Annotated in this window: 11 protein-coding genes; 7 read left to right on the plus strand and 4 right to left on the minus strand. The window is 39.6% G+C overall.

What is annotated here, in order from left to right:
• The first annotated feature begins 23 nt into the window (after window positions 1-23).
• Window positions 24-1208 carry a methionine adenosyltransferase gene (metK, locus tag H6G79_RS18850; RefSeq protein WP_190592711.1) on the plus strand — a complete coding sequence of 395 codons (1185 nt, stop codon included), beginning with the start codon at window positions 24-26 and terminating at the stop codon, window positions 1206-1208.
• Window positions 1209-1242: 34 nt separating this feature from the next.
• Here metK and H6G79_RS18855 read toward each other — a convergent pair whose 3' ends face one another.
• Both H6G79_RS18855 and H6G79_RS18860 read right to left on the minus strand, forming a co-directional pair.
• On the minus strand, window positions 1243-1581 hold the full coding sequence (locus H6G79_RS18855) for a XisI protein (protein ID WP_190592710.1): 339 nt from the start codon (window positions 1579-1581) through the stop codon (window positions 1243-1245).
• A 91-nt stretch (window positions 1582-1672) separates the two neighbouring features.
• A complete protein-coding gene (locus H6G79_RS18860; protein WP_190592709.1) occupies window positions 1673-1987 on the minus strand; it encodes a hypothetical protein in 315 nt (104 codons plus the stop codon).
• A gap of 233 nt (window positions 1988-2220) precedes the next feature.
• Between H6G79_RS18860 and H6G79_RS18865 the strand changes: the two genes are divergently transcribed.
• Both H6G79_RS18865 and H6G79_RS18870 read left to right on the plus strand, forming a co-directional pair.
• The gene (locus H6G79_RS18865) at window positions 2221-3006 is read left to right on the plus strand and encodes a class I SAM-dependent methyltransferase (RefSeq protein ID WP_190592708.1); all 786 of its coding nucleotides are present in this window, start codon (window positions 2221-2223) and stop codon (window positions 3004-3006) included.
• A gap of 207 nt (window positions 3007-3213) precedes the next feature.
• Window positions 3214-4380, plus strand: coding sequence for a pyridoxal phosphate-dependent aminotransferase (locus tag H6G79_RS18870; protein WP_190592707.1), 1167 nt, complete (start codon window positions 3214-3216; stop codon window positions 4378-4380).
• A gap of 483 nt (window positions 4381-4863) precedes the next feature.
• On the opposite strand, the gene H6G79_RS18875 is transcribed toward H6G79_RS18870, so the two are convergent.
• Together H6G79_RS18875 and H6G79_RS18880 are read right to left on the minus strand one after the other, a co-directional pair.
• Window positions 4864-6177 (minus strand): O-antigen ligase, encoded by a 1314-nt coding sequence (locus H6G79_RS18875; RefSeq protein ID WP_190592706.1) that lies wholly within the window; start codon window positions 6175-6177, stop codon window positions 4864-4866.
• Window positions 6159-7001, minus strand: a complete 843-nt coding sequence (locus H6G79_RS18880; protein ID WP_190592705.1) for a YaaW family protein — start codon at window positions 6999-7001, stop codon at window positions 6159-6161. Before H6G79_RS18880 ends, H6G79_RS18875 begins: the two co-directional genes overlap by 19 nt.
• Window positions 7002-7232: 231 nt before the next feature.
• Here H6G79_RS18880 and H6G79_RS18885 point away from each other — a divergent pair, with 231 nt between their 5' ends.
• From H6G79_RS18885 to H6G79_RS18900, 4 genes are all read left to right on the plus strand, one after another.
• Window positions 7233-8258, plus strand: coding sequence for an NAD(P)/FAD-dependent oxidoreductase (locus tag H6G79_RS18885; RefSeq protein ID WP_190592704.1), 1026 nt, complete (start codon window positions 7233-7235; stop codon window positions 8256-8258).
• 530 nt (window positions 8259-8788) lie between these two features.
• Window positions 8789-9166, plus strand: coding sequence for a hypothetical protein (locus tag H6G79_RS18890; protein ID WP_190592703.1), 378 nt, complete (start codon window positions 8789-8791; stop codon window positions 9164-9166).
• 392 nt (window positions 9167-9558) lie between these two features.
• On the plus strand, window positions 9559-10455 hold the full coding sequence (locus H6G79_RS18895; protein WP_190592702.1) for a hypothetical protein: 897 nt from the start codon (window positions 9559-9561) through the stop codon (window positions 10453-10455).
• Between the two features lie 14 nt (window positions 10456-10469).
• Window positions 10470-12392: an Hsp70 family protein gene (locus H6G79_RS18900; RefSeq protein WP_190592701.1), complete on the plus strand. Its 1923-nt coding sequence runs from the start codon at window positions 10470-10472 to the stop codon at window positions 12390-12392.
• Window positions 12393-12458 lie beyond the last annotated feature (66 nt).

The raw sequence follows: 12458 nt of genomic DNA on the forward strand, positions 1-12458 counted from the left end.
GTCGCGCCAAGACACTAAATCTTATGAAAAAAGACTTCATGTTCACATCAGAATCAGTCACCGAAGGACATCCTGATAAATTGTGCGATCAAATCAGCGATGCCATAGTAGACAGATTCTTACAACAAGACCCCTACGCCAGAGTCATTACCGAATGTGCTGCATCCACAGGCATATTATTTATTGCTGCCCGATTTGAACCCAACGCCAACGTAGACTTTACCAATATTGCCAGACAAGTAATCGAACAAATTGGTTACGAACAAAAAGAATTTAACGGTAAAACTTGTAGTATTTTGACCAGCTTGCGAGAATTACCCGCCAGTCAAACTCACTTATTTGATGAACATAATTTATCAGATGAAGAGATAGAAAAAATTACAGTTACCAATCAAGTTACAGTCTTTGGCTTTGCCTGTAATCAAACCTATACTCTCATGCCCTTGCCAATTTGGTTAGCGCATAAATTAGCCAGACAATTAAGCGAAGTCCGACACAAAAATATTTTGCCATATCTAACACCTGATGGTAAAACCCAAGTAGGAGTAGAATACCGCGATCGCCGTCCTTATCGAATCCATAGTATTACCGTCATTGCCAGTCAAAATAAAGCAGGTAAACCAGATTACCAACAATTACAAGATGATATTCGAGAAACAGTGATTAATCCTGTGTTTGAGAATGAAGAAATTCGCCCCGATGCCAAAACTAGAATATTTATTAATCCTGATGGCGCATTTATTAAAGGCGGGCCAGCAGTACATTCAGGGTTAACTGGTAGAAAAAATGCGATCGATACCTACGGCGAATATTCTAAACATAGCGGTTCAGCTTTGAGTGGTAAAGACCCAATTAGAATTGATAGAATCGGCGCTTACATTGCCCGTTATGCAGCCAAAAATATAGTCGCCGCCAAACTTGCTGACGAATGTGAAGTGCAACTCAGTTATTCCATTGGTTTGTCTCGTCCCGTGAGTATTCAAGTAGAGACATTTGGTACAGGTAAAATATCAGATGAAGAAATTACTAATCTATTAGAAAAGCATTTTGATTTCCGTTTGGCAGGAATTATTAAACAATTTAATTTAAGACATTTACCCACAATTAATCCAGGCGGTTTTTATCGCCAACTCGCAGTTTATGGACATGTAGGAAGAATGGATATAGATTTACCCTGGGAAAAAACAGATAAAGTCGATGTGTTTTGAGATGTAATAATTTTTTATACCTCAATTATGTGTATTAACCCACAGCAAACTCTGTGTATTTTCGCACATAAGGCGCGTGATATGCCAACACAATATCTTGCTTTGGTACTCCCTTCGCCACTAACTGATCTGCAATTGCATCTTCAGTTCCATCATGTTGAACCCAAATTTTTCCATCTATGATATCGACGTGCAGCACACAACCATAAATGCGAGTAATACTATCTTTCCAGCCTAAATTGACAAGTTGATAGTGATCACCATCCCGATCAAAAATTGTTTGACTTTTGATTGGGTCACTTGGAGAACGCAATTTTGCTCTCTCTATTAACAATTCTTGAATTAGTTGACGATACAAATTTAATTTATCCATTGGGCAATCTCCTGCTTTTCGATGTTATATACTAACAACGGAATTTGGTTAGAGCAAATAATTTCTATGACTACATTTTAACTAAATTTAACTACTGAAAACCTGGTAACTTACCAAAATAGATAAATAACAGAATTGCTGATATTGCTAACCAGAGATTTTTGGAAAGTTCCTGACTATATTTATACTTTTCAAAATCCTTGGCAAATGGCGTAATTCCTCGTTCGTATAAATAACAAAACTCAAACCATAACCATAAGGGTGGCATAACAATCCAAAATGCTATCAGTGCTTTTTTGATGTTATCTGACCAATCAAATAAAATAGCACCCACAACCGAAATTAACAGCACAACAAGAGTAATTCTGGCAAATAGTTCTGTGGCATTATATTTTATGCGATTCATGGTCACGCCTCCTTGAGATTTATTTGTCTAGAGTACCCAAATGTTATGCACGGCTAACAATAGTAGTCCTGTTTGATAAATGAATGAAAGAGACAAGGTAGAAAAGGTAGACACGGTAGACAAGGGAGAAATGTTTATAATGTTGTTGCACTAAAGTTGTACTAGCAATTGTTACAAAAAACTAGGATGTAGTAATATCAGTTGGATACTACATCAAAGATTTGCATCATATTATGAAAAGATTGGAACTGATATTGCCAAATCAAATCCGTAAATTTAGTTTTGTATCGATTGCGGGAATTATTTTGATTGCTGTAATTGCTTGGTGGCTGAGTGCAAATCAACCAGAAATTACAAATGTTGACTCTAGCAAAATTTATGAACAAAGAGTTAATCATAGTCCCGATGGAATTGGCAAATTTTATATGGGACGAGAAATAGCTAAAGTTATGGGACACACAGGTGCAGGTTGGCTAGAACGTCCTAGCCGCGAGTTAGAAGAACAGCCAAGCAAAATAGTTAGTGCTTTGGATTTAAAACCCAATGATGTAGTTGCCGATATTGGTGCTGGTACAGGTTATCTGAGTTTTTTAATTGCACCTTTATTACCCCAAGGAAAAGTTTTGGCGGTAGATATTCAGCCAGAAATGCTAGAGATAATTCAAGATAGCAAACAACAGAAAAAAATTACTAATGTTGAACCAATTTTAGCAACCATTGATCATCCCAATTTGCCAGCACAAAGTATTGATTTGGCTTTAATGGTAGATGCTTACCATGAATTTGCATATCCTTACGAAGTGATGCAAGGAATTGTCAAAGCACTGAAACCAGGGGGTAGAGTCGTATTGGTAGAATACCGGGGTGAAAATCCCTTCATCATGATTAAAACCCTGCATAAAATGACACAAAAACAAGTGCAGAAAGAAATGCAGGCTGTTGGTTTAGTGTGGCGCGAGACTAAGAACCTGTTACCCCAACAGCATTTGATGGTGTTTGCCAAGCAAGCTTCTCAGTAAGGGAATCAAGGGAGACTGGGGGGACAAGGAGGACAAGGGAGACAGGGGAGACAGATATTTGTAAATCCCTAAGAGATTATTGAACATTCTGGTGTAAAGTAGAACAAAAAATATAAAGATGAAAAGGAATTACCCAAAAGGCAAATCTTGGTAGGGTTTCTGGGATATCCTAAGATAAGTGAGAGATTTGCCAAAGAATAAGTAAGAATGAAACTGGCAGCAAGAGTAAGTCAGGTAAAACCTTCTTTAACCTTAGCGATCGCAGCTAAAGCTAAGGCGATGAAGGCAGAAGGTATAGATGTTTGTAGTTTTAGTGCTGGTGAACCGGATTTTGACACCCCAGCACATATTAAAGCCGCAGCAGCAAAAGCTTTGGCAGAAGGTAAAACCAAGTATGGCCCAGCACCTGGAGAACCAAAGTTAAGGGAAGCGATCGCCCAAAAGCTGAAATCTGATAACGGTTTAGATTACAAAGCAGAAAATGTCATCGTCACCAATGGCGGTAAACATTCTTTGTACAATTTGATATTGTCACTCATCGATCCGGGTGATGAGGTGATTATTCCGGCTCCCTATTGGCTGAGTTATCCCGAAATGGTAACTTTAGCAGGTGGCGTATCCGTGATTGTCAACACAGATGCTTCCACAGGCTATAAAATTACACCGGAACAACTGCGCCAAGCCATCACCCCCAAAACCAAGTTATTTGTCCTCAACTCCCCCTCCAACCCGACGGGGATGGTTTACACGCCAGAGGAAATAAAAGCTTTGGCACAGGTAATAGTTGATGCAGATATCTATGTAGTCTCCGATGAGATTTACGAAAAAATTCTCTACGACGGTGCAGAACATATCAGCATTGGTTCCCTGGGACAAGAAATTTTTGAGCGCACCTTTATTAGTAATGGGTTTGCCAAAGCTTATTCTATGACAGGTTGGCGCTTGGGTTACTTAGCCGGGCCAGTCGAGATTATTAAAGCTGCCAACTCCATTCAAGGGCATAGTACATCTAATGTGTGTACCTTTGCTCAATATGGTGCGATCGCAGCCTTAGAAGAATCTCAAGACTGTGTAGCTGAAATGTTGCAAGCTTTCACCAAGCGGCGACAAGTCATGCTAGAGCGAATCAATGCCATTCCCGGTTTATATTGTCCCAAACCAGACGGCGCTTTTTATCTGTTCCCCGACATCAGCAAAACCGGACTTAAATCTCTAGAATTTTGCGACGCATTGATTGAAGAACATCAAGTTGCAGTCATTCCCGGAATTGCTTTTGGTGCAGATAATAACATTCGCCTTTCCTACGCCACCGATTTAGCCACAATCGAAAAAGGCTTGGATAGATTAGAGAAATTTGTGCGTTCAAGAATTTAATTTAGGGTCATTTGTTATTGGTCATTTGTCTTATGACAGATGACCAAAATAATACCAATTCCCAATTCGCAATTGCCAATGCAAATAATACACCCTTTTTCTTAGGTGATTTCATATAGTAGATTTCCCTGATGAATGAAATAAAAAATAGTGCTTAACTGCCGAAAAATTAAACATATAAAAGGGCATCTAAAGATTAGATGCCCGTCATGTAGGAAACCCCCAAAAGGGTTGTCCTTACACCTTCCCAACTATCAGCAACATTAGATAATTTCTAATTAGATAACTAGAAATTATCTAAATCACAAATGTGAATACTGTAATTTTAAGAACTAAGAAATACGAATGCCGACAGTGTAACCACGGAAAAAGCGTTAAGAAACAAAATGCTATTTTTGAGCAGAAATGCTGATACAGATATATGAACCAAAATTATCTGTACAAACCGGGGCTGGGGAGTAGGCGATCGCATTTTCTGAATATCTAATTCTCTTTTGCCAAGGTCTTGTGATTTTGCTCTGGGTAAAATACAAGTCCGCAAATTGCTGCTAAAAATAACCAAAACAGGGTATTGACACGAAAATCAAATAAAGTTACATCCACAGTATTGAATAAGATCAACTCCCCGAATACCAAAAGATAACTGAAGAACAATAACCTATCTGCTTTAACCAAAGAATTAGATTGCCGTAAAAATTGCATACCTGCAATTAATATCCAAGTGAGTAAACCACAAAATAACAGAGTAGCAGGAAATCCGGTTTCCGCAGATAACATTAAAAACAAGTTATGGGGATGACCTAAATCAATATTCATTTTGGCTTTATAAAGTGCGGAGAAACTACGTAAACCCCAACCAGTCCAAGGATGCTGTTGTGCCAAAGACCAAGCAAATTCCCACTGAGTTTTTCGCATTAAAGCTACTGGTCTATCGGGATACATTTCATCGTTTAACCGCGCCCAAAAGAAAGCCGGAACTACGCGACGGAAAACTTGGGCTATGGGGGAAGGGGCAAAAGCAGCCAACAAAATAGTAGAAATTACCCCAACCACACTGCCAACCAAGATGCGCCAACCTTGATAAAGTGCGTAGGCTAAACAGGCAATCATCGCGATCGCCCATCCGTTGCGCGAATTGGTTAAAATCAAGGCGGCAAAACTGGCAATCAGTATTAGCGTCAACAAGCCAATCAGAGATTTTTTTCTTTTTCTGGATTGCCATTGTTCGAGTAACAAAGCTACCCCGACAGTAAAAATAATCGCTAAATAAGCAGCCAATAAGTTGGCGTGCATAAATAAAGCCGCCATTCGTCCTGGTGGTTCCCCTCCCGGTGCAACTGCCCAATCTAAAACAATCCACAAAAACTGTAATTTTAACGCCCAAGCTAAAAACAACTGTCCAAAGCCAATCACAATCACTGGTACAGCCCCAATTACCAAAATCCAGGCTATTTGGCGCAATTGAGCAATTGTCTGAATCAAGTTACCCCAACCAGCAAAAACTAAAAAGTAAGGTACTAAATTAAATAAACCTAAAAAAGCATCGGTTTTATAAGTGGCAAATCCTGACGTAATCAACAGTAATAATGTCAAAATCGCAAAGCCCCGATTGATGGGGCGGCGAATAATTTGGCGGTATTGTTGCAGCCAAGTCAATAAAGATGCCAAAATTATCGCCACCACCCCAACAAATGGACTGAGGGGAAAAATCAATAGCCCGATTTGGAAAGTATTCCAAGCAAATTGGCTTTTTGGGTTGGGATGATCAAAAGCGAGGTTCAAGCTGGCTCCCAACATTCTGTGCGAGTAAGACGAATTTGTGCTAGAGCAAAAATAGTCGGGATAATGCGACCATAATTAGTAGCGATCGCTCGCCAACCTAAATCAGCTAAAAACCACGTCCACATAGCCGGGCCGACAAAAGCAAATACTGTGCGAACTGCGCCATAACGGGCTGCACTTAACGTCATACCCCGCCGCGCCATTTGCATCGCCACATAAGTTTCAAACTGGGTTTTGGCTACTGTTGAACCTGTAACCGCCGCTTGTTTGGCTACTTGATAAGTAGCAAAGTGCAAGGCAAATTGTCGCGCAATTTGTTTGAGAATAAACGGTTGAATGACAGAAGTAACAGCTAAAGCACTACCACCCTTAAACAGCAATCCCAAGGGGTCACGCTGCAACATTAATGGTAATGGTTCTTTAAGTTCTGTTTTCACCAAATGACGCTGGACTCTGACAGTCAATTTTTGTTTTTCTTTTTCTGGCAGTTTTTTCCACACTTGTCCCAGCAGATGTAAAAATACTTCTGCTTCTAAATCAACAGTTGTTAAATGATTGGAATAAGAAATTTTTAAATATTTACAAACTTGAATTAAGGCTTGACGGTAAGTTACTTGGTTTGTGCGTCCCCGCAACACTGTTACTCCATCAGCAGCCAAAAACCGGAAACGCTCTTCTAACGAGTCTAACCAAGCTTGGCGGCTCTGACTTTGAACTTCGATCGGTTCAGGTGTCTGAACATAATCTAGGGGATTGAACTTTCGACTAAACAAAATTGCCGTTAAATCTTGCAATTCATCATCTGTTGCTAGTTCTAAGGCCGCCCTGAGTTCATCCAATGTTCCTTTCCTCCCTTCCGTGCAGCTTGTCTGTACTTTATTCTACTATTAGCTTTTGGCGGTCTTTAGTAGTCTTTTTATCCTCGCCATCTGTATTTTGTCATTGAATCAAGAATTCAGAAGCCAGAATCCTCTACGGTAAGGTTCCTAGAACATCTCTACATTCTGACTCCTGACTCCTGAATTCTGTTTAATAATAACCAAAGACTTAACACAAAGGACTATTAACTAATGATAGACGTTGCTGTAATTGGTGCTGGTATGGCAGGGTTAGTTTGCGCCCAGCAATTAAAGCAAGCGGGATATTCAGTATTAGTTGTGGAGAAATCCCGTGGCTTGGGGGGAAGAATGGCCACACGTCGCTTGTATGATACTTGGGCAGATCATGGCACTTGTTATCTCAAACCCAAAGGTGAATTTTTCCAAGAGTTTATTGATTTATTGTGCGATCGCCAAGTTATCACAGTTTGGAATCGTGACGAACTCCCACCGCGTTATATTGCGCCTGGGGGGATGAGTGCGATCGCTAAATTTCTCGCTCCAGGTTTGGATATACTACTCAATCAACGGGTAATCGCCATTCACCCAACCCCCGAAAATACTTGGCAATTGACGCTGGAATCTGGCAATGCAGAAATCACAGCCAAGGCGGTTGTAGTGGCGATTCCTGCACCCCAAGCTGTGATTTTATTAGACCCCTTGGGTGAAAACTTATTAGGAACAGACTTTTTAAATAACTTAAAGGCGGTGGAATTTACGCCTTGTCTTAGTGCGATCGCAGGCTATCCAAATTCCGCACCCCTACCAGATTGGCAAGCCCAAAGTTTTACAGATGATTCTGTGTTGGGCTGGATTGGTTTAGATAGTAGCAAGCGCCCCCAACCGCCACAACCTGTATTTGTCGTCCAAAGTAGTGGAAATTTTGCCCAACTGCATCTAGAGTCCCCCGATTTACAACCTGTAGGGCAGAAAATGTTACAGCACGCCGCCCAAACTCTCGCACTACCTTGGCTAGAGACACCAGAATGGCTACAAATACACCGTTGGCGTTATGCCTTTTCTAGCCATCCTTGGACAGAAAACATTTTATCTGCAAGTGCTTCCTTACCTTTGGTGTGCTGTGGCGATTGGTGCGGCGGTAATCTCGTTGAAGGTGCAATGCTTTCTGGACTGGCTGCCGCCTTTGCAATTAATCATCATCTCAACCAAGTCACTCTCGCTAATGTGAACTTTTTCAAAAATCTTACCTTTTCATAACATCTGTCGTTAGACTGGTTGCTTTGTGTAGCCATATCTTTTTTCTCAAGATTTGCTACATTTTGAACTCAAAAATTTGTTATCTAGAATACATAGAGCAAGCTAAAAAATAATTTAGAAATAATAGGTAATTAAAACTTAATAAGTAATTTACATTACTTATTAAGTTTTAATTACCTCAATATTTCATTCTCCAGAATGTTGTTAATAAAAAATTAAAATTGATCCCCGAATATTTATGCTGCGTTTTGTGTAGATTTTCCCCAAAAAGGTAGAAATTTGAAATAATTGGCAGTGTGGATCTACAGCTTTGTTACTGTAATAGTTGGTTGAAGTTTATAGACAAAATCCAGAGTTTACTAGTATAAAATTTAACTTAAAAACCATAACCAAAAGCCTGATTTTGTACTGAAATCAAAGTTAAATTCAATGTATAAAAACCAGTTCCGTGAAGCGGTTTTGGCAGATTAGTAGCCCTCAGTGAGTCTGTAAAACAAAACTCAACCGTATTTCAATGGAGATAAAACCTTATGAGAACAGTAGTCAATTTAACCAGAGAATCGTTAGTCAGCGAAATCAAAAGTGTTTTAGATACTTATGCCTACTATCCTTATCAAGAAACCTTTGCGATTCCTGAATTACGTCAAGAATTAATTGATTTTGTCATCAGCCGCATTCCCTGTTTTTATAATGAGGAGTTGGACAGAGAATTTCCCCTGCAAAATATCATCAAAGATGCTCCTATAGAACAGAAATTTCCCCGTAGTCCATTAGAACAGAAATTACATTTACAAAACTTGATTCATCAAGGCATTTTTGCCATCATGCAAGATAAATCAGCTTGGATTAACAATCATCTATGTAGCACAGTTGAGCCTGGTTGTGAACCTTCTCAATGGTTTGGTTAATTAAATAAAAGTTTTACATCTTGTCTTTACAGCAACTACCAATTATCTACAACGGGTGAAAAACTAGAAGTGAGCAGTGACAACAACTCCCCACTTTTAGTAAGTCTTAAGTACGATGTGTTGATGATTTCAGCCTGACGCATCATACTTAAGATTTACTTTATCAATATAGGAGGTTTGATTTCCGAATCTATTTGTGTAGACAGGGAATGGGGAGTAGGGAGTAGGAACATATATAGGACTTACGCAAGAACTCTCTCTCACTCTTATAACTTCGTGTCCTTTGTGTCCTTTGTGGTTCGTTTCTTCATACTTTTGCGTAAGTCCTGATATATAAAAAGCACTATAAGCTAGATTTATAAAGGTTGAGGTGCAAGTAATCAAATTAACGAATGAAAACTATCAGCACACTGTTTAACGCAGAACGTAACCAACTACAGATAGAGATTGATAATATAACTAGTGTTGAACAAGTCGTTAAACTAGTTCAAAATCGACTCGATAATTTAGAAAGAATTTATATTAGCGAGCTAAATTTAACTCAAGTACGTTTAGCATCATTTTTTGTGGAGATGCTGCGACAGTCAGTCGGTAATTTGACTGTAGTTAATCAGTCTTCAGTTGTACCACCAGAACAACAGCCAATTAGTAATTTAACTACAAAAGTTTCCCCCAAAAGATTAATCCTAAAACTGCTCAAGGCGCTGATTTATGTAGGCATTTTAGGTTCTTTATTTTCTTTAACTAAAATTAACTTCAATGCTTGGATGGGTATCTTACTAACTTCGCTGCTTCTTGGTTTAGAAGTTGTGTTGCAACTGGACAAAAGTAATGTTAACTCCACGGAAGTATTAGAGACTTCTCAACCTGTGCTGCGGGTGGATAGCAAACTGCTTTTAGATAACTTAGCTGATGCACTGAATACTATTGATATAGCAGTGGCTAGGTTTGCCGAAGGAAACAAATTAGAAGAAGATCGCACCTTAGAAGAATTACCAGAGTTACTGAATTTTCTGCAAAGGCTGATGGGTGCGTCATTTCTCGAACAACCGCAAATGGCGATCGCTTTAACAAAACTCCTCCCGCAAATTCTCATGTCTCAAGGAATCCGCGCTCAAATTTACCAACAGCAAGCACCACAAAATGAGCGAGAATATTTTGACTTTGAACCCAGTATCGACCCTGACACCAAAGATTACGTTACCATCACACCTGCCTTGTTAAAAGGCGATCGCTTACTCCGGCGTGGCCGAGTGATTGAGCCAGCGTACTCTGAGGCAAGAGAATAGCAGACAATAAAAGTATGAAAATTTCAGAAACAATTGGTTTTGATTTGGGACATGGTGAGACAGCCGTAGCCAAAGCCATAGTCGAAAGCATCGAACCACCCCAAATGTTGGAAATTAATAATAAGAAAAATCAAATTACCGCTTTAGGTTGGCATCCCAAACTTGGTTATTTGGTAGGGGAACAAGCCTTAATTCAAGCTGGTGTTACTCAACTGACAATCTCATTCAAGCAAAAACCCAACCACGATGCCAATTACAGAAAAACAATCTTAACTTTTCTGGCGACTTACTATGACAAACTGCAAGAAAGCAAACAAATAGAAGGCGGTGAAAGTAGTTATTTTTACATTGGTTGTCCTTCAGGATGGTCAATGAGCGATCGCCAAGCATACCAAAAATTACTTCAAGAAGCTGGTATTTCTCACCTCAACGTTATACCAGAATCCCGCGCAGCTTTCATGCAAGCCAAAGAAGGCGGAAAGTTGGAATATGAAAAACTCCTCGCATCGGTGCTGATTGTTGATATTGGCTCTTCCACTACAGATTTTACCTTAGTAAAAAGCTTACATGAAATTCCGTTAGATTTCGGAAGTAATGCTTTAGGCGCATCTTTAATTGATAAAGCAATTTTTGCCAGAACTCTTGCTAAACACGAACAAAAACAATTACTAGAAAAAGTATTTCAAGAATATCCTCATCATCAAGCGCGTTGTGAACTCGCTTGTCGTAAAGCCAAAGAAGATTATTTTTCTAATGAACAGTTATATAACGACCCACAATCTTTTGCCCGTGGTTTTGAGTCCATCAACGAACAGATTTATTTTATTCCCCAAGTCAACAAATTGATGATGGAGGAAATTCTGCATCAAAATTTAGCCGAACTGGGGAATAAAAGTTGGGTTCAAGCTTTTCATGATGCTGTCAGCGAAGCCAAAACCAAATTAGAACAACTTGATACAGTTCCTAAGTTAGTGCTGATGACTGGTGGTGCATCCCGAATGAAATTTACCCACCAAATTTGTCAGCAAATGTTTCCCGAACCAGCAACCCAACTGCGCCCCGATCCTGAACCGGAACGCTGCATTGCACTGGGTTTAGCACGAGTCGGAAGATGGGATTTACGGGCGACGGCTTTTCAACAAGAAGTTAATCAACTATTAGATTCCCAAAAACTCAAAGAATTGATTGCTAGACATATCCCAGAGTTAATTGAATTGTTGGCTCAACCATTAGCCAATAATTTGATTGAACAAGCCGTGAGGCCTGGGGTAAAAGAATGGCAAACAAACAAAATTCGTACTCTGGCAGATTTAGAAATATCCATGAAAAATCGTGCAGAACAATGGTTAAAAAGTAATGTTGCCCAGCAGATAATTAACAATCAATGTATTCGTTGGTTTAACAACAAAATTCAACCAGACTTAGCCGCAGTTACAGATCCCATCTGTCGCAGGTTTCACATACCCAGAAGTAGTTTAAGATTTGAAGATAGCATCGAACCCGCTTTTGTTAATCCAGAATTACGAATTGGCGATGCAATTTTAGCTGACACCGTGGCGTTTATCGTCAATGTCGTCATTGGTGGCGGTACTGTAGCGAGTCTGATTACCCTCATTCTCACAGGACACTTGACTTGGCCGATCGCATTAGTCTACGGTGCTTCTGTCATGGCCGCAGGGATGGAACTGAATCGTAAAACCGTCCAAGAAACAATCAAGAAAAATTTCGATATCCCCAGTTGGATTCGTTCTAATTTGATGAACGATCAGAAAATCGCTGATATGTGCATTCAAATCAAACCAGAATTAGAAAATGTCTTTCGAGAACAATTAACTAATAATCAAGCAGCTTTTGAACAACTCACCCAAAAAGTTGAACAAGGGCTGCAAAAAGCACTGGCTACGAAAGTTCAAGAGGCGATTATTTTAATTCAATAAGAAAGTAAAATACGAGATGAATTTGTTTCACGCAGAGGCGCATACTTCGACTTCGCTCAGTAACCA

Origin of the sequence: Anabaena sp. FACHB-83 (genome assembly GCF_014697485.1) — a bacterium.
Lineage (GTDB): Bacteria > Cyanobacteriota > Cyanobacteriia > Cyanobacteriales > Nostocaceae > Nostoc_B.